The following is a 25561-nucleotide window of genomic DNA, read 5'->3' on the forward strand; positions in this document are numbered from 1 at the left end:
CTCAGGAATAGCGACATGTCCAAGGAACGCATCTATCTCTTCGACACCACTTTGCGGGACGGCCAGCAGACGCCGGGCATCGATTTCTCGGTCGAGGACAAGATCGCCATTGCGACCATGCTCGACAATTTCGGCCTCGATTATGTCGAGGGCGGCTATCCCGGCGCCAATCCGACCGACACGAAATTCTTCGAGAAGAAGCGCACGACGGGCGCCTCCTTCGTCGCCTTCGGCATGACCAAGCGCGCCGGCATCTCGGTCTCCAACGATCCGGGCATGGCAGTGCTGCTGCAGGCCAAATCGGATGCCATCTGTTTCGTTGCCAAGAGTTGGGACTATCACGTCAAGGTGGCACTCGGCTGTACGAACGAAGAAAACCTGGAATCGATCGAGCAGTCGGTGAAGGCTGCGGTCGCCGCCGGCAAGGAAGCGATGATCGATTGCGAGCATTTCTTCGACGGCTACAAGGCCAATCGCGACTATGCGTTGGCCTGTGCAAAGACCGCTTTCGGCGCTGGCGCCCGCTGGGTGGTGCTCTGCGACACCAATGGCGGCACGCAGCCGCAGGAAATCCGCGATATCGTTGCCGATGTCATCGCGTCGGGCGTGCCCGGCGACCATCTCGGCATCCACCCGCACAACGACACCGGCCAGGCCGTCGCCAATGCGCTCGCCGCCGTCGAAGCCGGCGTGCGGCAGGTGCAGGGCACGCTTAACGGCATCGGCGAACGTTGCGGCAACACCAATCTGGTGACCTTGATCCCGACTTTGGTGCTCAAACCTGTCTACAACGAACGCTTTGAGACCGGCATCGATGCGGAAAAGCTGCAGGGGCTGACCGGCCTCAGCCACGCCTTCGACGAAATGCTGAACCGCTCGCCGGATCATCAGTCGCCCTATGTCGGCGCCTCGGCTTTTGCCACCAAGGCCGGCATCCATGCTTCGGCTTTGCTCAAAGACCCACGCACCTATGAGCATGTGCCGCCCGAAACGGTCGGTAACCTGCGCAAGGTCATGGTCTCCGACCAGGGCGGAAAGTCCAATTTCATTAATGCGCTCAAGCGTCGCGGCATCATTGTCGGCAAGGATGATCCGCGCCTCGACCAGCTGATCGGTGTGGTCAAGGAACGCGAAGCCTCCGGCTATGCCTATGAGGGAGCCGACGCGAGCTTCGAAATGCTCGCCCGCCGCATCCTCGGCTCGGTGCCGGATTTCTTCAAGGTCGAGGGTTTCCGGGTCATGGTCGAGCGCCGCTTCGACGCCAACGGAAATTTGAAGACCGTGTCGGAAGCGGTGGTGAAAATCACTGTCGACGGCGAGAGCCGCATGTCGGTGGCCGAAAGCATTCACGGCCCCGTCAACGCACTCGACCTCGCGCTGCGCAAGGATCTCGGCAAGTTCCAGGACGAGATCGCCGATCTCGTGCTCGCCGACTTCAAGGTCCGTATCCTCAACGGCGGCACGGAAGCCATTACCCGCGTGCTGATCGAATCCACCGACGCGACCGATGCCCGCTGGTGGACTGTGGGTGTTTCCGACAACGTCATCGACGCCTCCTTCCAGGCGCTGATGGACTCGATCATCTACAAGCTGATGAAGAATCGCGACCAGGCCGGCCAGATCGCGGCGGAATAGGGAGCAATTCGATATCGGCGTAGCGTTCGCGAAGGGTGGATAACAAACGCCCCTGGTTGTCTTCGTTAGCCGTCACTTTCGAAGAATTGATCCGATCATCAACCGAATGAATTGGTGCTTGCCGTTGTCGTCTCCTAAATCCGGCTGAAAGAGGACAAGCGATGGCAAGCACGGATTCGACTTCAGCGGCCGCAGGCGAGGACACGCTGCCGGGCTTCCTTTATGCGCTGACGGCCTATCTCCTCTGGGGCGTGCTGCCAATCTATATCAAGGCGGTCGAGGCCATCCCGCCACTCGAAGTGGTCGCGCATCGCGTCCTCTGGTCGCTGCCGATCGCCGGTGCCATACTCGCTTTCCGCGGCCGTATCGGCGATGTCGGAGCCCTGCTGCGACAGCCGCGGATGATCGGCATGGCAATGATCCCGGCGGCTTTCGTCAGCGTCAACTGGCTGACCTATGTCTATGCTATCGGTTCGGGCCATACACTTGAGGCGGCGCTGGGTTATTACATCAATCCGCTGGTCTCGATCATTATTGCCGCAGTCTTGCTGGGCGAGAGGCTGTCCGGCCTGAAGCTCGTCGCAGTGGGCCTTGCGGCGATCGCCGTTGCCATCCTGGCTTATGACGCCGGCGGCCTTCCATGGATATCACTGGTATTGGCGCTGACCTGGGGCTTCTATGCCTTCTTCAAGCGGCGCCTGCCGCTTGGCCCCAATCAGGGCTTCTTCCTCGAAGTTCTGCTGCTCGTCGGACCTGCCTTAGCCTACATCACCTATCTTGAAGCGATCGGAAGCGGTCACTTCCTCAGCGGCGGCAGTTCTCGCCACACCGCGCTCCTGATGCTGGCCGGCGTGATCACCGCGGTGCCGCTGATGATCTACGCCAATGGCGCCAAACTCCTGAAACTCTCGACCATCGCGATCATGCAATATATCGCGCCGACGATCGTCTTCCTGATGGCCATCTTCCTGTTCCACGAGCCGTTCGACACCGGCAAGCTGATCGCCTTCGTCTTTATCTGGGCGGCGCTGATCGTCTACACCTATTCGATGTTCAGGGCACGCCAGCGCAGCTAGCGCCGCTTACATCCGCGCCAAAACGTCGGACCTGCCGACCTCGGAGCCGCCGGCGGCAAGGATCGCCGGCACGATGTCATCAACATTGTCGATTATCATCGGCTTGACGAGATGAGCGGTATGGATGAAGCCTTCGCTGGCCATATGGTCCACGAGCTGCAGCATCGGCTCCCAGAACTTGTTGATATTGGCGAAAACCATCGGCTTGCGATGGCGGCCGAGCTGGCCCCAGGTCATGATCTCGACGATTTCCTCGAGCGTGCCGATGCCGCCCGGCAGCGTGACGAAGGCATCGGCCTCCTCGAACATGYGATGCTTGCGCTGATGCATGTTCTCGGTCACGACGACCTCGGTGAGCGCGCCCAGCGAATGCTTCGATGCTTCCTTGTCCATCAGGAATTCGGGGATGATGCCGAGCACCTGGCCGCCATTCGACATGACACCCGAGGCTACCGCGCCCATGATGCCGCGGGTGCCGCCGCCATAGACGAGACGAAGACCATGTTCGGCAATCGACCTGCCGAGCGCGCGGCCTGCCTCGATATAGAGTGGATTGCGGCCGGGCTGTGAGCCACAATAGACGCAGACGGATCGAATCGGCACATTTTTCGCGTTCATATCGCCGAAATGACTATGAGCGGCCGGTGCAGTCAAGAAAAATGACGGAAAAGCTGCTATACTCCGTGCGTAAGACCCGGAAATGCTTGAGAATAGAATATGAAAACGCTAGCAGTTTCATCAGGAAGATGGCGGAATTTGGCCGCCCGGAGATAGAGATGAAGAGAAACGGCGCCGTCTGGGTCGCTCTGGTTGTCGTAGCTGTCGCCGCCGCGGTGATGTATTTCGTGGTGCTGCCGCAATCCGGTGGCAAGAAGGCTATCGACCAACTCGCCAAGCAGGCCGGCGAGACGATGGATAAGGCTTCGGACACGGTGCAGAAGACCATCGACCAGGTTGCCGGACAAGCACAGCAAACGACGGAAAAGGCCAAGACCGAGGTCGCGCAGAAGGCGGACGACCCGAAGACCGTGCTGTTGCAGAAGATGGCGCGCGTCAAGACCGACGGCGAAACGGCTGCCGCCGAATTCGAGGCTCTGTTTGCCGACGGCAAACGGCCGACTGCCGAACAGCTTGCCGCCGCGCGCGCCAAACTTGCCGCGGCGCTGAAGAATGCCAGCGAAATGACGGCGGCCAACGGCATGGATGCCCAGACGGCAGCCATTGTGGCCAATGTCTCCAACGGCGCGAAGACCGCGCTCGACACGCTGGATGCAATGCCTACCGACCCCGACAGTGCCAGCAAAGGCTTCGTCCATATGAAGACGGCGATGATGGCGGCGTTGGAAGGCAAGCCTGCGCCAGCCCGCGATGCCGCGACATCAGACGTCGCCAAGGCTGACAACAACGCCAAGCCTGCCGATCAGGCAAAGGCTGATCAAATGCAGCAGACGGCGGACACGTCGCTGCCCACCTTCGACGTGCTGCGTGTCGAGAAGGACGGCTCGACGCTTATTGCCGGCAAGGCTAAACCAAATTCGAAGGTCGACGTCCTGGACGGCAACACGGTCATCGCGTCCACCGATGCGGGAAATACGGGTGATTTCGTCGCCGTGCTCGACAATCCGCTCAAGGCGGGTGATCACCAACTGGTGATCCGGCTCACCGGCAAGGATGGCAAGCAGGTCGCCTCCGCAGAAGTCGCCACTGTTTCCATTCCGGCCGACAAGTCGGGCCAACTTCTCGCCATGGTGACCAAGCCGGGTGAGCCGTCGCGCATCATGGAAATGCCTGATGCCAAGCCGGCAGCCAAGCAGGAGACCGTTGTCGCGCAGAACACGGAAAACAAACCCGCTGCAGAGACGAAGACAACTGACCAGTCTGCGAAGACGACAACTGGCGCCGAGAGCAAGACCGAACAGGCGTCGACGGTGAAGCCGGTGGACACAGCAAAGGCGGAGACTGCAAAATCAGCCGACGCGACCAAGTCTGCCGAAAACGCCAAGGCCCAGGAGACCGCGAAGCCCGTCGAAACGGCAAAGGCGGAAGAGGCAAAGCCGGCTGACAAGGCGAAGTCCACCGAAACTGCCAAGGCGGAGACACAAACCAAACCAACTGATACGGCATCTGCCGCAGACACGGCCAAGCCGGCTGACTCCGCCGAGACAAAAGACGCCTCCAAGGCGCCGGAAGCTGCGGTGAACCAAACCGAGACTGCGGATCTGAATACGGACAAGACCAAGCCGGCAACCAACGATGTGAAGGTCGTTTCCACCGAAGCATCCACATCGGCAAAGACGATGCATGCGCCGGAAGTGTTGGTGAACGCCGTGGAAATCGAAGGCGACAAGATCTTCGTCGCGGGTTCGGCACGTCCGAAATCGGTCGTGCGGGTCTATGCCGACGACAAGCTGGTGGCGGAAGTCGCAACCGACGCCAATGGCCGTTTCGTCGCCGACAATCGCCTGCCGCTTTCGGTTGGCGCCCATACGATCCGTGCTGATGTGCTGAGCAAGGACGGCAAACGCGTCGAATTCCGCGCTTCGGTGCCGTTCTTCCGCCCCGAAGGCGAGCAACTGGCCGCCGTCAACGGCGACACTGCGCCGGCCGAGGCCAAGATGCAGCCGCTCGCCGACGGCGAATATGACAAGGCGCGCGAAGAGGCCGGCAAGGCAATCGCGCTGCTCAAGGGGCTCTATGTCTCCGGCCGTACGCCGACGCTTGATGAACTGGCTGCGGCGCGCTCGGCGACCGAGATCGCGCTGAAGACGTTGTCGCAGATCAAGATCGGCGCCGACGAAGATCCGATGGCCAAGGAAATGGCCGACAAGACGGCCGGCAAGGCTGCCCAGGCGCTGGCGCTGCTGAAATCGCTGCCGCAGGATCCCAATGCCGTGAAAACGGCTCTCAATTCGATTGACGCGGCTGTGACCTCGGCAGTGGCGCCGGTGATGGAAGTTGCCGCATCCAAGAAGACTGTCGCGGCAAAGGAGAACTCCGACCGGGCGACCGCGCCGTCGAAGACTGTAACGGACGAACAGGCCGAAGCTGCCAAGCCGAGCGAGAGCATGGAAGCGGTAGACAAGGCTACGCCCGAGGCGAAGGCGGTCGACAAGCAAAGCGCTTCGACCGAAACGAAGCCCGCCAATCAGCAACCGGCGAAGCAGAGCGCCGAAGTCGCCGCGGTCGACCAGAACCAGCCCAAGGTCATCGAACAGGCGCCTCTCAAGCCAAGCGCTTCGGCGTCGGTTATCATCCGCCGCGGCGACACGCTCTGGCAGATTTCGCGGCGTGCCTATGGCCTCGGCGTGCGCTATACGACGATCTATCTCGCCAACCAGGATCAGATCGCCAACCCTGACCGGATCATGCCCGGCCAGATTTTCGGCGTTCCGGAAAAATATCTGCCGAATTCCGAGGAACTGCATCGCGAGCGCATGGAGCAGCGGAAACGCTGAACAACGTCTGGCGAGACGCTGCTGTCCAGAAATCTGGATGGCGACTTCCAAATTCCCGCGCCGGGCGGTTGTCAAATACCGCACATGATCCTATTTGACCTGCAGGCGCGGCGTCCCGCAAGGGGCGCCGCTGTCTGTCATCGTAATCGATCATGGTGTGGGCATGGCGGGCAACGACAAGAAGGTCTCCGGCGATTCCGGCAAGACGCTTCAGACCATCGTCAATCTGTGGCCTTATATGTGGCCCTCGGGACGGCCGGACCTGAAGGCCCGCGTCGTGTGGGCAACCGTCATTCTCCTGGTGTCCAAGGCCGTCCTGCTGCTCGTCCCGTATTTCTTCAAATGGTCGACCAATGCACTGAATGGCAAATTCACCGGCCTTGGCTGGATGCCGACCTTCATGCTTGGCGCCATCATGCTGGTGATCGCCTATAACGTTGCGCGCCTGGTGCAATGGGGCCTCAACCAGTTGCGTGACGCGATGTTCGCCAGCGTTGGCCAACATGCCGTGCGTCAGCTCGCTTACAAGACGTTCGTCCATCTGCACCAGCTGTCATTGCGTTTCCATCTCGAACGCCGCACCGGCGGGCTCTCGCGCATTATCGAGCGCGGCACCAAGGGCATCGAGACGATTGTCCGCTTCACCATCCTCAATACCGTGCCGACGATCATTGAATTCATCCTGACGGCGGTGATCTTCTGGTGGGGCTACGGCTTCTCCTATCTGTTCGTCACGGCACTGACGGTGTGGATCTATATCTGGTTCACCATTCGCGCCAGCGACTGGCGGATCAACATCCGCAAGGAAATGAACGACAGCGACACCGACGCCAATACCAAGGCGATCGACTCGCTGCTCAATTTCGAAACTGTGAAATATTTCGGCAACGAGGAGATGGAAGCAAAGCGCTTCGACGTCTCGATGGCGCGCTACGAAAAGACGGCGACGCAGGTCTGGACCTCGCTCGGCTGGCTGAATTTTGGCCAGGGCGTGATCTTCGGCATTGGAACCATGGCGATGATGGTCATGTCGGCGCTGGCCGTGCAGCGTGGCGAACAGACGATCGGCGACTTCGTCTTCATCAATGTCATGCTGATGCAGCTTTCCGTGCCACTCAATTTCATCGGCTTCGTCTATCGTGAAATCCGTCAGGGCTTGACCGACATCGAGCAGATGTTCGATCTCCTCGGTGTCGGCCCCGAAATCGTCGATGCGCCGGACGCCAGGCAGTTGGAGATCGAATCTGGTGCGATCTCCTTCAAGAATGTGCACTTCGCCTATGATTCGAACCGGCCGATCCTGAAGGGTATCTCGTTCGACGTTCCTGCCGGCAACACCGTGGCTGTCGTCGGCCCTTCCGGTGCCGGCAAGTCGACCATTTCCAGGTTGCTCTACCGCTTCTACGACGTCCAGCAAGGCTCGATCACGATCGACGGCCAGGACGTGCGCGGCCTGACGCAAAAAAGCCTGCGCGCGGCCATCGGCATGGTGCCGCAGGACACGGTGCTATTCAACGACACCATTGCCTATAACATCCGCTATGGCCGTCCCTCGGCGACGCAGGAGGAAATCGAGCGCGCCGCCGACATCGCCCAGGTCGGCACCTTCATCAAGGCGCTGCCGGAAGGCTATAGGTCCATGGTCGGCGAGCGCGGTCTGAAACTCTCGGGCGGCGAAAAGCAGCGCGTAGCGATCGCCCGCACTGTTCTCAAATCGCCACCGATCCTCATTCTCGACGAGGCGACCTCGGCGCTCGACACGCGCACTGAACAAGAAATCCAGACGGCATTGGATGAAGTGTCCAGGAATCGCACGACGCTGGTGATCGCTCACCGCCTTTCCACAGTGGTCAAGGCCGACGAGATCATCGTGCTCAAGGACGGCGGCATCGCCGAACGCGGCAAGCATTCTGAACTCCTGGCTCATGGCGGTCTCTACGCTTCGATGTGGAACCGCCAGCTTGAAGCCACCGAAGCCGAGGAGCACCTGAAGAAGGTGCGCGAGGAAGATGACCTCGGCGTGGTCGAGCGGCGCGTACCAGCGGCGGAGTGATAGCAGCGCGTGGTGTCGCAAAACCTGGAATCTGATCACGAAGACCCGGCAGAGGCTGGGCCTACGGCGCGGATGCTCAAATGGGCTCGCAACTCGGCAGCCTACCGGCTTTCGAAAGCGATGATGAGCGAAAAGCAGCTTCGCGATGCGATTCGCCGCAAGGCGGCACAGAAGTTCGAGGACATTACTGCATCGCAGGTCGCCGCGCTCGTCGAGGCGGCCGTTCGCTTTGGTTATGAGCTGCAGGCGCTCGACGACAAAACATTTGCCGAGGTCAGCACGCGTTCGGGGTCGCGCGGCGGCAAGTCGCGCCGAGCGATCGCGCAGAAATTATCGGTCAAGGGCATAAGCTCAGATATCGCACGTCAGGCTGTGGCGAATGCCGACGATCTCTATTCAGCCGCCATCTATGCACGCAAGCGCGGACTAGGCCCGTTCCGACCGCAGGACGCGGATAATGATCGCTTCGTCAAGGAGATGGCCTCCCTCGCTCGCACGGGGTTCAGCTACGACACCGGCCGTCGAGTCCTGTCGATGACCCGGGAGCAGGCCGAGGATCTGATCCTCGGCGGTCCTGCCGCGACCGACGATCGGGATGATTGAATGTCCTGCAGCACAATTGTCAGTAAGTAAGTTGCTATTTTGTTCTTGTTTTGCTAGCTTGTTGGAACCGAAGCAATGGCAGGTGGCCGATGGACGATAGGACAATCAGCGTTTCAATTCCAAGCGAGCGAGAGGAGTTCATTGCCGAGCAAATTGCCGCCGGTAATTTTTCCGATGAGAACGCGGTCGTTCGCGCCGGCCTCGAGGCACTTGAGCGGGAAACGAAGCTGCGAGAGCTTCGCAGGCTGATTGCCGAAGGGGATGCGGATATAGCACGTGGGGACTATATGACCTTCGATAAACCCGGCGACCTGACGCGCTATATCGTAGAAAACGCCAAAGCGCTCAAGTGATCCGGAAGCTGCAGTTTCATTATTCGAAGCGTGCACTCCGCGATCTCGCTGGTATCTACTGCTATCTTTTAGAGAAGGACCCAGCGGCCGCGACGCATATGGTAGCTGCCATCGAAAATAAGATTGTTTCGCTCGCTTCGTCCGGAAATACCGGAGTGTCGCGCGAGTGGCTTTCTCCGGGATTGCGTGCGTTCCCGTTCAAAGATAGGTGCATTTACTTCCGTGTCGATGCCGGCGACATGCAGATAATCAGAATTCTCCACGGAAGACAGGAAGTGAACTCAGAGCTTTTCGCTCCGGGTGCTGAAGATTGATGGCCAAATCCAAAACCCAGTTCATCTGCCAGAATTGCGGCACCGTGCATTCCCGCTGGGTGGGTAAGTGCGACGGTTGCGGCGCCTGGAACACGATCATCGAAGAAGACCCGACCGGCGGTATCGGCGGCGGACCAGCCAGGACGCCGAAGAAGGGTAGGGCGGTGACGCTGACCACGCTCTCGGGCGAAGTCGAGTATGCGCCTCGCATCGAAAGCGGCATTTCCGAACTTGACCGAGTGACCGGTGGCGGTTTCGTGCGCGGCTCGGCGGTGCTGATCGGCGGCGATCCCGGTATCGGCAAGTCGACACTGCTTATGCAGGCGGCCGCCGCTCTGGCCCGCCGCGGCAACCGCGTCATCTATGTCTCGGGCGAAGAGGCGGTGGCACAGGTCCGGCTACGCGCCCAGCGGCTCGATGCCGCCGACACCGGTGTGCTGCTCGCCGCTGAAACCAATGTCGAGGATATTCTCGCCACGCTCGCCGATGGCCCGCGTCCCGACCTCGTCATCATTGATTCGATCCAGACGCTGTGGAGCGATGTCGCCGACGCTGCGCCCGGCACGGTGACCCAGGTACGCGTTGGCGTCCAGGCGATGATCCGTTTCGCCAAACAGACGGGAGCGGCAATCGTGCTGGTCGGCCACGTCACGAAAGACGGCCAGATCGCAGGTCCGCGTGTCGTTGAACATATGGTCGACGCCGTGCTTTATTTCGAGGGAGATCGAGGTCACCACTACCGCATTATGCGTACGGTCAAGAACCGCTTCGGGCCGACCGACGAGATCGGCGTTTTCGAAATGTCCGACAAGGGCCTGCGCGAAGTCTCCAACCCGTCGGAACTTTTCCTCGGCGAACGCAATGCCAAGGCGCCTGGGGCTGCGGTCTTCGCGGGCATCGAAGGCACGCGGCCGGTGCTGGTCGAAGTGCAGGCGCTGGTGGCGCCAACCTCGCTGGGCACACCGCGCCGTGCGGTGGTTGGCTGGGACCAGAGCCGGCTGGCGATGATTCTCGCCGTGCTCGAGGCGCATTGCCGTGTGCGGCTTGGCAATTACGACGTCTACCTCAATGTTGCGGGCGGCTATCGCATTTCCGAACCGGCCGCCGACATCGCCGTGGCCGCGGCCCTGGTTTCGTCGCTGGCCGGTCTTGCTCTTCCGCAGGATTGCGTCTATTTCGGCGAAATCAGCCTCTCGGGGGCGGTCAGGCCGGTGAGCCACACGGGGTTGCGCCTTAAGGAAGCCGAAAAGCTCGGCTTTCAAAAGGCGGTGCTTGCCGATGGTTCGGCTGAGCTGTCAAAATCGCCGGCCGGCGGCTGGAGCGCGATCGAAGGTCTTATGGACCTCGTGGTGAAGATCGCCGGATCGAAACATGTGGGTCCGGAGGACCCGGCAGAGGATTGAGGCTTTCGTTTCCGCGCGCCGATGCTATAGGTGCCTTGAGGGACGAGTGGCGTTGAATGGACATACGCGCCGTATTGGAGAAGACTTTATGCCCATTACAGCTTTTGACGGTATTGTCCTCGGTGTGGCGCTGTTTTCTGCCGTGCTCGCCATGGTGCGCGGCTTTTCGCGCGAAGTGCTTTCTGTGGTGAGCTGGGTCGGCTCGGCCTACGCCGCCTATAAGCTCTATCCCTACGGCGTGCCTTACGCGAAGAACTTTATCCATGAGGACAAGTTCGCCATCATCGCCTCGGCCGCCATTATTTTCCTGGTTGCGCTGATCGTCATCTCCTTCATTACCATGCGCATTGCCGATATGATCATCGACAGCCGCATCGGTGCGCTCGACCGCACGCTGGGCTTCATCTTTGGCGCCGCGCGTGGTATCCTGATCATTGTTGTCGCCGTGCAGTTCTTCAATGAATGGGTGCCGAAGGAAAAGCATCCTGCCTGGGTGGCCAATGCCAAGTCCAAGCCCTTTCTCGATAATCTCGGCGAGAAGCTGAAGGCGGCGCTGCCGGAAGATATCGCGGCCCTGCTGCGCAAGAAGATCGAAGAGAAGATGAACAGCGACAAGACGCCCGCCAATGCAAATGCACCGGCGGATTCGGACACGGCGCCGGCGGACGACAACAATGCCACGGACACTGCGCCGGCCGACGACAATGCCAACAAGCCGGCGACGACGCAGCAGTAACGACATTGTGACGGCATGCCGTTAAGCATGCGGTGCAAAGCACGAGAATCTGGCGCGCAATCGGCCGGGACGACTTGAAATTGCCTTGCTTTTTCTTATGTTCCCGGCTTCTGTCAAGGTTGAGATCTATCTCGCCGAATGGATGAATGAACGGGCTTTGCCCTCCTGTCTCCCAACGAGCCGAAGGCTGCACATCGATGAACGAAGACGTTTCTCTGATCGACGAGAACGAGGCCGACGCATTTCATGACGAATGCGGCGTATTCGGCATTTTTGGCAAGCCCGAGGCGGCAGCCGTCGTGACGCTCGGCCTGCATGCGCTGCAGCACCGGGGCCAGGAAGCGGCAGGTATTGTTTCCTTCGACGGCAAGCAGTTCCGCATCGAGCGCCATGTCGGCCTCGTCGGTGACACTTTCACCAATTCGGCGGTGCTGGAGCGTTTGCCCGGTTCTCGCTCCATCGGCCATGTGCGCTATGCGACGACGGGCGGCGCGGGCTTGCGCAACGTCCAACCCTTTTTCGCCGAACTGGCCGGCGGCGGCTTCGCCGTGGCCCATAACGGCAACATCACCAATGCGCTGACACTGCAAAAAAACCTGCAGCGGCAGGGGGCAATCTTCCAGTCGACCTCGGACACCGAGACCATCCTGCACCTGATCGCGATGAGCAAGCAGGATCATCTCGTCGCGCGCTTCATTGATGCGTTGTCGCAGCTCGAAGGTGCTTATTCGCTGGTCGGCCTGTCGCAGAAAAAGATGATCGGCGCGCGCGATCCGCTCGGCATCCGGCCGCTGGTGCTGGGTGACCTCGACGGCGCCTATATCCTGGCGTCCGAGACCTGTGCGCTCGACATTATCGGTGCCCGCTACGTTCGCGACATCAAGCCGGGCGAAGTGGTCATTGTCACCGAGAAAGGCATTGAAAGCCTGTTTCCGTTCGACAAGCAAAGCCCGCGCTTCTGCATTTTCGAATATGTCTATTTCGCCCGTCCCGATTCGATCGTCGACGGTCGCAATGTCTATGAAGCGCGCAAGCAGATCGGTATCGAACTCGCCCGCGAGGCCGGGGTAGATGCGGATATCGTCATCCCGGTACCGGATTCCGGCGTGCCGGCGGCGATCGGCTTCTCGCAGGAATCGGGCATTCCGTTCGAGCTCGGCATCATTCGCAACCATTATGTTGGTCGCACCTTCATCCAGCCGACGGCGTCGATCCGCCACATGGGCGTCAAGCTCAAGCACAATCCCAACCGCCGCACCATCGAGGGTAAGCGCGTCGTCCTTGTCGATGATTCGATCGTCCGCGGAACAACCTCGCAGAAGATCGTCCAGCTTGTCCGCGATTGCGGCGCCAAGGAAGTGCATATGCGCATCGCCTCGCCGCCGACCATGTCGTCCTGCTTCTATGGCGTCGACACGCCGGAAAAATCCAAGCTGCTTGCGTCGCGCATGTCGATCGAGGAAATGGCTGCCTATATCAAGGTCGATTCGCTCTCCTTCCTGTCGATCGACGGCCTTTACCGTGCGGTCAAGGAGCCTTCGCGCAACAACAGCTGTCCCCAGTTCTGTGACGCCTGTTTCACCAGCCAGTATCCGACCCAGTTGACCGACCAGGAAGGCGTGAACAATATCCGCACGCTCGATCTTCTGGCGTATAACGGATAACAAGAATGTCTGATCTTTCCGGCCGCATCGCGGTGGTCACCGGTGCCTCGCGTGGCATCGGCTATTTTACGGCGCTCGAACTGGCGAAAAAGGGCGCGCATGTCGTCGCCTGCGCCCGCACGGTCGGCGGTCTTGAAGAGCTCGATGACGCCATCCGCGCCGAAGGTGGCAGCGCCACCCTGGTACCGTTCGACCTCGCCGACATGGCGGCCATCGACGCACTCGGCGGCGCGATTTTCGAACGCTGGGGCAAGCTCGATATCCTCGTCGCCAATGCCGGTGTGCTCGGCGGCATTTCGCCGATCGGCCATTTCGAGGCCAAGACCTTCGAGAAGGTAATGACGGTGAATGTCACGGCGACGTGGCGGTTGATCCGTTCCGTCGATCCGCTGATGCAGAAATCCGACCAGGGCAGGGCGCTCATCCTGACCTCCAGCCTGGCGCACAAGTGCAAACCCTTCTGGGGCGCCTATTCGGCCTCGAAGGCTGCGGTCGAGGCGCTGACGCGCACCTGGGCCTATGAGAGCGAACGCCTGCCGCTGAGGGTGATCAGCGTTGACCCGGGCGGCACGCGGACGGCCATGCGGGCGCAAGCCTATCCCGGCGAAGATCCGGAAACATTGCCGCATCCGCGCGAAGTTGCCCGCGAAATTGCCGGCTTGACCGGCCCCGACATGACCGAGACCGGCAAGCTCTACATCGTCCGCGAGAAACGCTTCGCCGACTACAAGCTCCCTGAGTGAAGCGCAGGTCGTTTACCGTCGCGGCGCCGACCGCGTCGACCGGCGCCGAATCGGCTCTGCTGCCGGCGCCTGGTCAGGTGTGATATTCTTTTCGACGAACGTCGCTGCGCCATCGTGAAGTCTTGTCGCGTCTGATCTGGATGGCTGCCGCCACCCGTAGTGCTGGCATATTTGCTGCAGGCGCCTGTTTATCATCCAGATGCTTTCCGGGAATATCCTAAAAGCCCGTCGCTACGACCTTCAATTTCCTCTAATTTTTTGCCAGACTGGTAAGACGGAGTCTTGGGGGATCTGGTGTTACACGCGGTCATTGCTGTTGTCGGAGCCGCTATTCTCGCCTGGGCCATTTCGGCCTGGCGGGAGAAGGCGCGGACGGGTCTGACTTATGGCCAATCCTTCTGGCGCACGCTGTTCAAATTCGCCTTCGGCATGCGCTTCGAGGGCTTCGACCAGGGGACGATCCTGACGGGATCGACCATTTACCTCGTTTCACGGCAATCGAAACTTGACCGTCCGCTGTTGAAAGCCTGCCTTCCGCTAGGCACCTTTCATTTGGATCTTTCTGGCGATGCCGAGCAGCTCTTGATATTGATGCGCTCGGTTGTGGTCGGCCGGGGCCATATCTGCCTCCATGTTCCGAAGGAAGTCGAGGCCAGTCCGGAGACGATGGCCCGCCTCGACCAGGTCGGCGCCCTTGCAAGGGAAACGGGTGCGCGCATCCTGCCGATCTTCATTCGCGGCACGCGGCTTTCGCTGCTGTCGCTCTGGCCCGAGGAGCAGGCTCCGCGCAGCATTCTGCCGCAGATCGTCGTCACCGCTGCTCCACCATTGATCGCCAATGAGGCGGATACCACCATCTTGGCGGACCATCTGCTGGACGGCCTGATGCTGGCAAAATTCCGATCGGTGAATCTGTCGCAGACGCTGTTTCAGTCCCTGTCGACGGCCGCCCGGGTCAATGGACTGGGCCGCAAGATCCTTGAAGATTCACTCGGCGCGCGTCTCACTTATCGGCAATTGCTGATCGGCGCACGGGTCTTGGCCGTCCGTTTCGCGGCCATGACACGTCCGCGCGAACCAGTCGGCGTGCTGCTGCCCAATGCCAGCGGAGCGGTGCTGGCGATTTCTGGGCTTTTTTCCGCCGGCCGCCCGGCCGCTGTGCTGAACTATACGGCTGGTCCGACCGCAGTCACATCAGCAATCAACACCGCGGCGATCCGTACCGTCCTGTCGTCGCGGGCTTTCATCGAAAAGGCCGATCTGCAGGACCTCGTGGCGCATATGCGCGCCAACGGAACGGCAGTGGTCTATCTCGAAGATCTCCGCAAGGAGATCGGCTCGCTGGAAAAATTCAAAGCCTTTCTCTCTTGCCGGCGTGCCGTGAGCAAGACCCGCGCGGAGGACGTCGCTGTCATTCTCTTCACTTCAGGGTCCGAGGGCGTGCCGAAAGGGGTGGCGTTGTCGTCGCGCAATCTCGTCGCCAACGCCGCCCAGGCCGATTGCCGGGTCGATATTTCACCGGCCGATAGCCTGTTCAACGTGCTGCCGCTCTTCCATTCCTTCGGTCTTCTGGGGGGCATGGTGCTGCCGCTGCTCTACGGCATCCGGCTCTATCTCTATCCGTCACCGCTGCATTACAAGATGATCCCGGCCACGGCACGAAAGACTGCTCCAACCGTCATGTTCGGCACAGACACTTTCTTGCACGGCTACGCGCGTGCGGCACGGGATGGCGATTTCGACAGCGTGCGTATGATCGTCGCCGGCGCCGAAGCGGTCAAGCCGGACACGCGCAAGGTTTATGCCGAGCGTTTTGGCGCACTGATCGTCGAGGGCTATGGTCTGACCGAGGCCTCGCCCGTCGTCGCCGTCAATTCTGCGAACTTCTTAAAGGAAGGCTCGGTCGGCAGGTTGCTCTCCGGCATGGAGATGCGTCTGGAACCGGTCGAGGGTATCGAAGAGGGGGGGCGGCTGCAGATCATGGGCCCGAACCTGATGCTCGGCTATCTGCTTGCCGACAAGCCGGGCGTGCTGCAGCCGCTGCCCGGCAAGTGGTACGACACCGGCGACATCGTTTCGATCGATATGCGCGGCTTCATCACCATCAGGGGCCGCGCCAAGCGCTTTGCCAAGATTGCCGGCGAAATGGTGTCTCTCAGCGCCGTGGAGGCGCTGGCGCAGCAACTCTGGCCGGATGCCCAGCACGCCGCCGTGGCAATTCCAGATCCGCGGCGCGGCGAGCGCATCGTGCTGGTCACCACCCAGCATCCGGCCGACAGGCATGATCTCATTACCCATGCCAGACGCAGCGGTGCGCCGGAACTCATGCTTCCTGACGACATCATCCCGATAGAGGCGATTCCCTTGCTCGGTAGCGGCAAGACCGACTATCCGAGCACCCAGGCGTTGGCGCTTTCGCGGATCAAGACCTAGCATGTCGCCTGAAGGTGGGAACCGGCTTCAGGATAAAGACATGCTAAAAAACAAAAGTTTAGAGCGCGGTTTTGATTCCATCAGAACACAAAGCGCTCTAGTCACATCATTCGTGCGGGGTGTCATTCGTTTCCGGATGCGGCTTGTCATCCGGGACGACACCTTCCTCGATCGCCGTTTCATGTTCCGGCAGTGAGCCATAATGCTTGTGCCATTGCTTCGCCCCAAAAGGCAGGGTGCAGAGATAAAGGATGGACGTCGCCGCCAGCACTTCCCAGGTATAGGTCATCAACAGTGCGACATAGAGCACGACGATCAGGATGAAGGGCAGTGCATTCTCCCGGCGGATGACGCGCTGCGACTTGCCCGACCAGACGGGCACGCGGGAGACGAGGAGGTAGCCGATCGCCACCGTATAGGCGGCTGCGGCCCAGGCCGTGTATTTTGTCGCTTCGATGCCCAGGAAACCCAGATAGACCGGCAGCAATACCAGGAACGCGCCCGCGGGCGCCGGTACGCCGACAAAATATTCCGACAGCCACTGCGGCTTGTTCGGCCGCTCCGCCATGACGTTGAAGCGCGCCAGCCTGAGGCCGGCCGAGATGGCGTAGATGAGCGCCGCGATCCAGCCGAGCGACTTCGCCTGGTCGAGTACATAGACATAAAGGACCAGCGCCGGCGCGACGCCGAAATTGACGATGTCGGCAAGCGAATCCATCTGCACGCCGAAATTCGACGTTGCATGCATCATCCGGGCGATGCGTCCGTCGATGCCGTCAAGGAAGGCGGCAAGCAGCACCATGGAGACAGCGAGTTCGAAGCGGCCCTCGAAGGCAAGCCGGATGCCGGTCAGGCCGGCGCAGATCGCCAGCACGGTGATGAGGTTCGGCACCATCATCCTGAGCGGAATTTCGCGCAGACGGGGTCCGCGCGGATTATCCGTTTTCGTCTCGTGGGTTTCGGAATGGCCGATCGGGGTGTCCATCTAAAGCCTCCGCGCCAGCACCGGCCCCTTTTCGGAGCCGAATTCCGCCAGCACCGTCTCGCCGGCAATGGCGTTCTGCCCGACGGTAACGCGCGGCGTAAACCCGTCCGGCAGGTAGACATCAAGCCGCGAACCGAAACGGATGAGACCGAAACGCTCGCCGGCGTCGAGTGGCGAATTCGGCGTCGTCCAACAGACGATCCGCCGCGCCACGAGGCCCGCAACCTGCACCACGCCAATCTGGCCGTGCACGGTGTGGAGGATCAGGCCGTTGCGTTCGTTGTCGTCACTCGCTTTGTCGAGATCGGCGCTCAGGAACTTGCCCTCGCGATAGGCGATATGCTCGACGCGGCCGCGCATCGGCGCGCGGTTCACATGGCAGTTGAAGACATTCATGAAGATCGAGACCTTCAGCATCGGTGCGTCGGACAGGCCAAGCTCGGGCGGCGGCGGCGCCATGGTGATCAGTGAAACCTGCCCGTCAGCAGGGCTGAGCGCCCAATCTTCGTCCTGTGGCACCTGCCGCTCGGGGTCTCGGAAGAAATAGACACACCAGGCCGTCAGGATGAGGCCCAGCCAAAACAGTGGCAGCCATAGGAAGCCAAGGATGACGGAGACCGCGAAGAAGGCGACGATGAATTTATGTCCCTCGTGATGGATGGGGACGAACGTGTTCTTTATGCTGTCAACCAGGCTCATGGTCCGGATGGTTCCCTGTTTCGCCAAACGGCCTAGCGCGAAATGGCGCGGCCATCAACCGTGTTCGAGATTGATGGCCGCGACCTGCGCCGCAGCGAGGGCTGATCAGAAGGGCACAACGTCAGGCTCTGCCCGGCATGCCGGCAACAATTGAGACATCAACGCTTCGCGCTATGCCTCAGTTTATGCTGCGAGGCCTGATGCTGAGGGATGTCATCCGTCGATCCGTCGCAGAGCGCATTACTGTTTTATGACAATCGGAGCCTTGGTCGCGTAGGGGTTCTTGAGTGACTCGTTCGAGTAGGGGCTTCCATATTTGCCGTAAGGGTTGTTGACGGAATCCTCGCTGTAGCGGCTGCCATATTTCCCATACGGATTTGAAATGGAATTCGGATCGAACTGGTTATCATTCAACTCGCCGAGATAGGTGCCGTCAGGTGAAACCAGGTAGGCGGCTTGGGCGGAGCTGGCGAGCAAGGTGGCGGTCAGCGCCATCAATAAGAGTCTCATGAGCATTCTCCGTTTTTCATATGTTGTTGATTGAAAAAGAAAGTTGAGAACAATCTGAGAGAAGTGCACGCAAAATCCCAGTCCCGCCCAGTGCGATGACTGGGCTGACAGACATGCATTTGCATGCATTCGATGCTCGGGTTGTTGTGGTCAGTTCTACAGCGAATCCGGGCAAATTTAAGTTTGTGACGATCGTTCAGAAAAATCGTCGCGCGTATCTCAGCCCCAGGCTCGTCAGCAATTCATAGCCGATGGTCCCTGCGGCGCGAGCGGCATCATCGACGCTGATATTGGGTCCGAACAATTCCACATAATCGCCTGTCTGGACACGATCTTCCGCAATGTCGCCGATGTCGAATGTCGCCAGGTCCATGGTGATTCGGCCAACCATTGGCACCCGCACTCCTGCGACGAAACCGAAAGCGCCCGGTGAACCGTGCTTGCGCAGAACAGTGCCCGCGCCGGACAGTGCCCGGTGCCAGCCGTCCGCATAGCCGGCGCCGACGATCGCGATGCGGCTGTCTCGTTCGAACCGATGCGTGGCGCCGTAGCTTGCGGCCTCGCCCGCCCGCACGTCGCGGATTTGCAGGATGCGCGCTTCCGCCGTGACGACCGGCCGCATCGGATTTTGCATGCCCGTCACGGCCTCGCCGCCATAGAGCGAAATGCCCGGCCGGGTCAGGTCGAAATGGTAATCTGGCCCGAGGAGGATGCCGCCTGAATTGCAAAGACTGGATTCGATACCTTTGAAAAGCCGTGTAACCTCGCGGAAAGACTCGCATTGCCGCTGGTTCATCGGGTGATGTGGCTCATCCGAGCAGGCGAGATGGCTGAGCACGAGACCTGGCTTCAACGCCGGATCCGCGGCCAGCGATGCAGCCGCCGCGACAGTGAGCCCCAGCCGGTTCATGCCGGTGTCGACATAGAGTGCGTAAGGGTGATCCGGCGCGGCCGTCCGCAGGAAAGCATATTGCTCCATCGAGCCCACGACCGGGATGAGACCGTCCGCCAGCACCGGTGTCTCGACGCCGCGCCAGACGCCGTTCAGCACGAATATCCGGGCCTCGGGCGCCATGCGCCGCAGGCGGCTGCCTTCATCCGGCGTTGCCACAAAGAAATCCCGGCATCCTGCCGCAGCCAGCGCCAGCCCGACTTCGGCCGCGCCCAGCCCATAGGCATCCGCCTTCATCACCGCCGCCGTGCGCGCCTTGCCCGAGAGCCGGCAAAGGTCCTTCCAGTTCGCGACGATGGCACCGAGATCGACCGTCAGTCGTGCGCTGGCATGGTCGAAAGCGGCGTCGGCGGGGAGGAAGGATTTCATTTCGTTCATGATGCGCTCTTATCGGCAAACCGGTCACCGAACAAGGCTGCCGGCACCGGGCACTTTTGTTCAAGACCGATGGCGGAATTTCGGCTATCACGCAGGGATGAACAATGTTTCGCAGCGGCAGGCGACGGAAGCCATGCCGGTCACCGCATCGGAGAATACCAGGTTCTGGAGGGACAGGCGCTTCCGGAACATGGAGTGCATGGCTGCGACCTTCATCACCCATGAATTCGCCCCGCATGCGCATGACACGTTTTCGATCGGCGCGATCGAGGCCGGCTGCCAGATCGCCAAGATCCGTGGCGAGCGCGAATTCACCGGCCCCGGCGCCATCTATCTGCTCAATCCCGGCGAGATCCATGATGGCGCCCCGGGCATTCGCGAGGGCTACCGCTACCGGATGATCTATCCGGAGATCGGGTTGCTGACCGATATCCTCGAAGATGTGACCGGCCGCGCCTTTCACGGCACGCCGAGCTTTGCACGGCAATTGCTGACCGATCCGGAACTTGCCGCTGCCTTCCAACGCGCCCATCGGCTGACGGAAGAAGGCAAGGATCAACTTGCCGCCGAGGAGGGCATGTTCGGCGTATTGGCGGAAATGTTCGCGCGCTACGGCAGCATTATCATCGCGCCGCCGAAAGGCGACGACCGTACGGGTCTGCGCCGTGCCCGCGATTTCATTGCCGAGAATTTTGCCACGGATATTGCGCTGGAAGATCTGGTCCGCATTTCAGGCCTCAGCCGCGCGCATCTCATCCGCGCCTTCCGCAAGCAGTATTACATCACACCGCATGCCTTCCAAACCGATATGCGCATCCGCCATGCGCGCCGGCTGCTGAGATCGGGCGGCGCTCTTTCGGATGTCGCCGTGGAATGCGGTTTTGCCGACCAGGCGCATTTTACCCGTCATTTCAAGGCGCGCACCGGCGTGACGCCGGCGGTGTTCCGCAACGGCTGAAACACGCTGCGCTCGCGCACTTTCATTCAAGACATGTCCGGCCGCGGCCGCTATCCAGGCACTCCATCTAAGGAGATATCATGACCTGGAAAAGCGAGTTTCTGGCCGGCATGCGCACGATTGCCCCGATCATCGTCGCGGCCGTGCCGATCGGATTGGTATTTGGTGCCGTGGCCGCGTCCAAAGGGCTCTCGCCGCTGGAGGCGATGCTGATGAGCGCAATGGTGTTCGCCGGCGGCTCGCAATTCGTGGCAATGAATATCTGGACACATCCGGCGTCCTGGACGGCGCTCGGTTTCGCAGCCTTGCTGGTCAATATCCGCCATGTGCTGATGGGCGCGTCGCTTGGCCGCAAACTGCAGGCTTTTTCGCCCCTGCAGAAATATGTCGGCGTCCTAGTCATGGCCGATGAGAATTGGGCAATGTCGGAAGCGCGGGCGCGCAAGACGACACTCACCCCAGCTTATTATGCCGGCCTGGCGGTGCCTTTTTATCTCAATTGGGTGGTCTGCAGTCTGATCGGAGCCTTGCTTGGCGCCTTTCTCGGCGATCCCACAGCCATCGGGCTCGATTTTGCCTTTCCGGCCGTGTTCATCGTCCTGGTGATCGGCTTCTGGAAGGGATCGGCGACGGGCCTGGTTCTGATCGCCAGCGCCGTCGCTGCGATCGCGGTTCATCATTTCGTGCCCGGCGCCTGGTACATCGCCGCGGGTGCCGCGGCCGGCCTGATGGCAGCGCTCATGGACGGCCGGTTCAGAAGATTGGCGGTGGCGCAATGAGCCTTGACCTCAACACGTTCCTCGCCATTCTCGCCATGGCTGCAGCGACGATATTGACCCGTGTCTCCGGCGTCTTTCTGCTGCGTTATCTGTCGATCGGCGAGCAGACCCGCGAAGTGCTCGATGCCATCCCGCCAGCCGTCCTCATGGCGGTGATTGCGCCGACGGCGCTGGCAACCGGTTGGGCGGAAACAATCGCCTGCGCGATCACGGCACTGGCGGCCATGCGCCTGCCGCTGCTGGTCTGCGTGGTGATCGGGGTGGCAAGCGTGGTGGCGCTGAGGGCGGCTGGGCTATAGACCGGTATTGCGAGTCTCGCGCCGATGATATATAGGTGCGATACTTGTATCGCAGGAGAGGCAAATGCCGCTTTCCATACGCCTGCCGGCAGATATTGAGGCCCGGCTTGACGATCTCGCCAACCGCACGGGTCGCAGCAAAACCTTTTATGTCACGGAGGCTATCCGCGAACATCTTGGCGATCTTGAGGATCTCTTTTTGGCGGAGCAACGTCTGATCGACATTCAAAGCGGTAAGACGAAGACGATTCCCCTCGAAGAGCTGTTGAAGCGACATGGCTTGGACGATTGAATTCGATCCGGCTGCTGCCAAGGAGCTTGATAAACTCGGCTCCGTCGATACCAAACGCATCCTGCGCTTTCTTTACGATCGTGTTTCCAGACTCGATGATCCGCGCAGTATCGGCGAGGCCTTGAAGGGCTCCAAGTTGGGAGAATTCTGGAAATACCGGGTTGGCGATTATCGCGTCATCTCTCGGATCGAAGACGATAGGTTTATCATTCTCGTTGTCAAAATCGGAAATCGGAGAGAGGTCTATCGTTAGCAATTGAGCAGGGGCGATTTAAGTCGCCCCGGCAACCATTCAACCATATTCGATCAATGCTCGTACTGCGTAAAGCTCTGGTCCGCCAGATCCGTAAACCGCGTAAACTCTGACTGGAACGCGAGCTTCACCGTCCCCGTCGGTCCGTGGCGCTGCTTGGCGATGATGACGTCGGCCGTGCCCTTGACCTTGTCCATCTGCTGCTCCCACTCGGCATATTTCGGATCGTCTGGATCGCGCGGCTCGGAGTTCTTGACGTAATATTCCTCGCGGAACACGAACAGTACGACGTCGGCGTCCTGCTCGATCGAGCCGGATTCGCGCAAGTCCGAGAGCTGAGGCCGCTTGTCGTCACGGCTTTCCACCTGGCGAGAGAGCTGCGACAAGGCGATGATCGGCACGCCGAGCTCCTTGCCGAGCGCTTTCAGGCCAGTGGTGATCTCGGTGATTTCCTGCACGCGGTTTTCGCCCGACTTTTTCGAGCCGGTCATCAGCTGGATGTAGTCGATGACCAGCACGTCAAGGCCGCGCTGGCGCTTGAGGCGGCGGGCGCGGGCGGCGAGCTGGGCGATCGAGATGCCGCCGGTCTGGTCGATGAACAGCGGGATCTTCTGCATCATTTGCGAGCAGGCGACGAGCTTTTCGAAATCGGCCTCGGTGATGTCGCCGCGGCGGATTTTTGACGACGACACTTCCGTCTGCTCCGAGATGATGCGGGTGGCGAGCTGTTCGGACGACATTTCCAACGAATAGAAGCCGACCACACCGCCATTCTTCGCCTTGAACGAACCGTCGGGCATCACCTCAGGCTCATAGGCCGCAGCGATGTTGTAGGCGATGTTGGTGGCGAGCGAAGTCTTGCCCATACCGGGGCGACCGGCCAGGACGATCAAGTCGGACTTCTGCAGCCCGCCCATTCTGGCGTCGAGCGCCATGATGCCGGTGGAAATGCCGGAAAGATTGCCATCACGTTCGAAGGCCGCCCCCGCCATGTCGATCGCCTGCGCCACGGCATCGGCAAAGGATTGGAAGCCGCCGTCATAGCGGCCGGTCTCTGCGAGTTCGAACAGCCGCCGTTCGGTATCCTCGATCTGCGTCTGCGGCGGCATGTCGAGCGGCGCGTCATAGGCGATGTTGACCATGTCTTCGCCGATGGTGATCAGCGAGCGGCGCAGCGCCAGATCATAGATCGCCCGGCCATAATCCTCGGCATTGATGATAGACACGGCGTCGGCCGCAAGCCGCGCCAGATACTGTGCCACGGTCAGGTCGCCCACCTTGTCGTCGGCCGGCAGGAAGGTTTTGATGGTCACCGGATTGGCCGTCTTGCCCATGCGGATGATATCGCCCGCCACCTCGAAGATGCGGCGGTGCAGCGGCTCATGCCAGTGGACCGGCTTCAAAAAATCCGACACCCGGTAGAAGGCGTCATTGTTGACCAGGATTGCGCCCAGAAGCGCCTGTTCCGCCTCGATATTGTTCGGCGCCTCGCGATAGTGCGGCGCGGCCTCGGTATTGCTGATCGCGGCCAATCTGCGCGCTGCGTCCTTCATGTTCCTGCCCGTCATCATTTTGTCGTAAGCGTCGATCCTATAGACCGGAGCGCCTCTAGATGCAGATGAATCTTGCCAATCCGTTAACTTGTGTCCGATGTCCACAGGAGTTCGGATTCGGTGGACAAGAAAATGAATCCTGCATCAAATCATTGACTGTGACACCGACTCGAATAGGGAACATATATAGAACAAAAAGGCCCGCACCGAAAGGTGCAGGCCACGGCCAGACTGGATGTAAAATAGCCTATTCGGCTGCTTGTTGCGGGAATGTTGCCGCACCCACGCCCTGCTTCTGCTCGAGATTGCGCAGGCAGGCCTCTGCGGTCCCGATATAGTCGCGGGTCAGCGGAACGGCTTCCTGATCATGCGCAAGCTGGAACTGGAAGACCACCATGTTCTGCCAGCGGAAGGAGCTTTCTGAGCCGGCGAGGTAGAATTCCCAGATGCGACAGAATTTTTCGTCATAAAGCTTCTTGGCTTCCTCGCGGCGGGCCATGAAGCGCTCGCGCCAGGCGCGTAGCGTCTCGGCATAGTGCAAGCGCAGCACTTCGACATCGGTGATCTTGAGGCCCGAGCGCTGGATGGACGGCATCACTTCCGACATTGCCGGGATATAGCCGCCAGGGAAGATATACTTCTCAATGAAGGCGTTCGTCGTCGAAGGCACATCCGTACGGCCGATCGTGTGCAGCAGCATCACGCCGTCCTTCTTGAGCAGTTGCGCCGACTTGCGGAAATATTCGTCGTAGAACGGCCGGCCGACATGTTCAAACATGCCGACGGAGACAATACGGTCGAACTTTTCCTCGATATGCCGATAGTCCTGCAGTTCGAAGCGCAGCCGGTCGGCCATGCCGCTATCGGCGGCGCGTTGCTTGGCGATACCGAGCTGCTCGTCGGAAAGCGTCACGCCCTTGACCTTGGCGCCGAGGAAACGGGCGAGATAAAGCGCCATGCCGCCCCAGCCACAGCCGATGTCGAGCACGGAAAGGCCTGGCCTGCTCATCACCATCTTCGCCGCAATGTGACGCTTCTTGGCGAGCTGAGCCTGTTCGAGATCCGTGTCCGGCGTTTCGAAATAGGCGCAGGAATACTGACGGTCGGCATCGAGGAAGAGATCATAGAGCGCGCCGGTCAGATCATAATGGTGCTGCACGTTCTTGCGCGAGCGGGAAGCGATATTGTTCTCGGTGAAATGCCGAAGCTTGTAGCGAATCGTTTCGATCGCCTTCATCCACGACTTTTTCTCGTAGGTGCCGCCCGGGTTGCCGGCAAAAATCGTTTCGAGCAGGGAATAGACGTCACCCTGGATGATATCGACMATGCCCTCGGCATAGCAGTAGCCGAGATAGAATTCCGGATCCCAGAGCACGAGACGCTCGGCCCTGGTTGAATTGAAACGCAAATGAACCGGTTTGCCGCTGCCGTCGCC

The 25561-nt window shown here is 60.4% G+C and carries 24 protein-coding genes; 17 read left to right on the forward strand and 7 right to left on the reverse strand.

The window, feature by feature from the left end; all coding sequences use genetic code 11:
- The first annotated feature begins 15 nt into the window (after nt 1-15).
- Nucleotides 16-1635 carry a citramalate synthase gene (gene cimA, locus AC1D06_RS25985; protein WP_477876433.1) on the forward strand — a complete coding sequence of 540 codons (1620 nt, stop codon included), beginning with the start codon at nt 16-18 and terminating at the stop codon, nt 1633-1635.
- Nucleotides 1636-1796: 161 nt separating this feature from the next.
- The gene (gene rarD / locus AC1D06_RS25990; protein ID WP_477876434.1) at nt 1797-2711 is read left to right on the forward strand and encodes an EamA family transporter RarD; all 915 of its coding nucleotides are present in this window, start codon (nt 1797-1799) and stop codon (nt 2709-2711) included.
- A gap of 6 nt (nt 2712-2717) precedes the next feature.
- Here the strand turns inward: rarD and AC1D06_RS25995 are convergent, their stop codons facing one another.
- Entirely contained in the window at nt 2718-3329 is a 612-nt protein-coding gene (locus AC1D06_RS25995) for an LOG family protein (RefSeq protein ID WP_477988679.1), read from the reverse strand.
- A 158-nt stretch (nt 3330-3487) separates the two neighbouring features.
- Between AC1D06_RS25995 and AC1D06_RS26000 the strand changes: the two genes are divergently transcribed.
- The 10 genes from AC1D06_RS26000 to AC1D06_RS26045 all read left to right on the forward strand — a co-directional run bounded on the left by AC1D06_RS26000 (nt 3488) and on the right by AC1D06_RS26045 (nt 16468).
- The gene (locus tag AC1D06_RS26000) at nt 3488-6166 is read left to right on the forward strand and encodes a LysM peptidoglycan-binding domain-containing protein (RefSeq protein WP_477988681.1); all 2679 of its coding nucleotides are present in this window, start codon (nt 3488-3490) and stop codon (nt 6164-6166) included.
- Nucleotides 6167-6329: 163 nt separating this feature from the next.
- Nucleotides 6330-8219 (forward strand): ABCB family ABC transporter ATP-binding protein/permease, encoded by a 1890-nt coding sequence (locus AC1D06_RS26005; RefSeq protein ID WP_477876437.1) that lies wholly within the window; start codon nt 6330-6332, stop codon nt 8217-8219.
- Between the two features lie 72 nt (nt 8220-8291).
- A complete protein-coding gene (locus tag AC1D06_RS26010) occupies nt 8292-8822 on the forward strand; it encodes a regulatory protein RecX (RefSeq protein ID WP_477876574.1) in 531 nt (176 codons plus the stop codon).
- An 89-nt stretch (nt 8823-8911) separates the two neighbouring features.
- On the forward strand, nt 8912-9175 hold the full coding sequence (locus AC1D06_RS26015) for a type II toxin-antitoxin system ParD family antitoxin (RefSeq protein WP_477876438.1): 264 nt from the start codon (nt 8912-8914) through the stop codon (nt 9173-9175).
- Complete coding sequence (locus AC1D06_RS26020; RefSeq protein WP_477876439.1) at nt 9172-9489, forward strand: type II toxin-antitoxin system RelE/ParE family toxin; 318 nt, start codon at nt 9172-9174, stop codon at nt 9487-9489. The genes AC1D06_RS26015 and AC1D06_RS26020 overlap by 4 nt, the downstream gene beginning before the upstream one ends.
- Entirely contained in the window at nt 9489-10892 is a 1404-nt protein-coding gene (gene radA / locus AC1D06_RS26025) for a DNA repair protein RadA (RefSeq protein ID WP_477988684.1), read from the forward strand. Before AC1D06_RS26020 ends, radA begins: the two co-directional genes overlap by 1 nt.
- An 88-nt stretch (nt 10893-10980) precedes the next feature.
- On the forward strand, nt 10981-11628 hold the full coding sequence (locus tag AC1D06_RS26030; RefSeq protein WP_477876441.1) for a CvpA family protein: 648 nt from the start codon (nt 10981-10983) through the stop codon (nt 11626-11628).
- Nucleotides 11629-11825: 197 nt separating this feature from the next.
- Entirely contained in the window at nt 11826-13292 is a 1467-nt protein-coding gene (purF, locus tag AC1D06_RS26035) for an amidophosphoribosyltransferase (protein WP_477876442.1), read from the forward strand.
- Between the two features lie 5 nt (nt 13293-13297).
- Nucleotides 13298-14035 (forward strand): SDR family NAD(P)-dependent oxidoreductase, encoded by a 738-nt coding sequence (locus AC1D06_RS26040; protein WP_477876443.1) that lies wholly within the window; start codon nt 13298-13300, stop codon nt 14033-14035.
- A 294-nt stretch (nt 14036-14329) separates the two neighbouring features.
- Nucleotides 14330-16468, forward strand: coding sequence for an AMP-binding protein (locus tag AC1D06_RS26045; RefSeq protein WP_477988685.1), 2139 nt, complete (start codon nt 14330-14332; stop codon nt 16466-16468).
- Nucleotides 16469-16574: 106 nt separating this feature from the next.
- On the opposite strand, the gene pssA is transcribed toward AC1D06_RS26045, so the two are convergent.
- The 4 genes from pssA to alr form a co-directional block, all read right to left on the reverse strand.
- The gene (gene pssA, locus AC1D06_RS26050) at nt 16575-17453 is read right to left on the reverse strand and encodes a CDP-diacylglycerol--serine O-phosphatidyltransferase (RefSeq protein WP_477988686.1); all 879 of its coding nucleotides are present in this window, start codon (nt 17451-17453) and stop codon (nt 16575-16577) included.
- Nucleotides 17454-18152: a phosphatidylserine decarboxylase gene (locus tag AC1D06_RS26055; protein ID WP_477988687.1), complete on the reverse strand. Its 699-nt coding sequence runs from the start codon at nt 18150-18152 to the stop codon at nt 17454-17456.
- A 240-nt stretch (nt 18153-18392) separates the two neighbouring features.
- On the reverse strand, nt 18393-18662 hold the full coding sequence (locus tag AC1D06_RS26060) for a hypothetical protein (protein ID WP_477876447.1): 270 nt from the start codon (nt 18660-18662) through the stop codon (nt 18393-18395).
- A 196-nt stretch (nt 18663-18858) separates the two neighbouring features.
- Nucleotides 18859-19983 carry an alanine racemase gene (gene alr, locus AC1D06_RS26065; RefSeq protein ID WP_477988695.1) on the reverse strand — a complete coding sequence of 375 codons (1125 nt, stop codon included), beginning with the start codon at nt 19981-19983 and terminating at the stop codon, nt 18859-18861.
- Between the two features lie 106 nt (nt 19984-20089).
- On the opposite strand from alr, the gene AC1D06_RS26070 reads away from it, so the two are divergent.
- From AC1D06_RS26070 to AC1D06_RS26090, 5 genes are all read left to right on the forward strand, one after another.
- Nucleotides 20090-20950: an AraC family ligand binding domain-containing protein gene (locus AC1D06_RS26070; RefSeq protein ID WP_477988689.1), complete on the forward strand. Its 861-nt coding sequence runs from the start codon at nt 20090-20092 to the stop codon at nt 20948-20950.
- Between the two features lie 80 nt (nt 20951-21030).
- Nucleotides 21031-21729, forward strand: coding sequence for an AzlC family ABC transporter permease (locus AC1D06_RS26075; protein WP_477988690.1), 699 nt, complete (start codon nt 21031-21033; stop codon nt 21727-21729).
- Complete coding sequence (locus AC1D06_RS26080; RefSeq protein ID WP_477988691.1) at nt 21726-22028, forward strand: AzlD family protein; 303 nt, start codon at nt 21726-21728, stop codon at nt 22026-22028. Before AC1D06_RS26075 ends, AC1D06_RS26080 begins: the two co-directional genes overlap by 4 nt.
- 64 nt (nt 22029-22092) lie before the next feature.
- A complete protein-coding gene (gene relB / locus AC1D06_RS26085; RefSeq protein WP_477876452.1) occupies nt 22093-22320 on the forward strand; it encodes a type II toxin-antitoxin system RelB family antitoxin in 228 nt (75 codons plus the stop codon).
- Nucleotides 22304-22573 carry a type II toxin-antitoxin system RelE family toxin gene (locus AC1D06_RS26090; RefSeq protein ID WP_477988692.1) on the forward strand — a complete coding sequence of 90 codons (270 nt, stop codon included), beginning with the start codon at nt 22304-22306 and terminating at the stop codon, nt 22571-22573. The genes relB and AC1D06_RS26090 overlap by 17 nt, the downstream gene beginning before the upstream one ends.
- 53 nt (nt 22574-22626) lie before the next feature.
- On the opposite strand, the gene AC1D06_RS26095 is transcribed toward AC1D06_RS26090, so the two are convergent.
- Nucleotides 22627-24126: a replicative DNA helicase gene (locus AC1D06_RS26095; protein WP_477988693.1), complete on the reverse strand. Its 1500-nt coding sequence runs from the start codon at nt 24124-24126 to the stop codon at nt 22627-22629.
- A gap of 247 nt (nt 24127-24373) precedes the next feature.
- The coding region (locus AC1D06_RS26100) for a class I SAM-dependent methyltransferase (RefSeq protein WP_477988694.1) at nt 24374-25561 on the reverse strand (1188 nt) is incomplete at its 5' end.

It is taken from the genome of Rhizobium sp. P2_G2 (assembly GCF_056403555.1).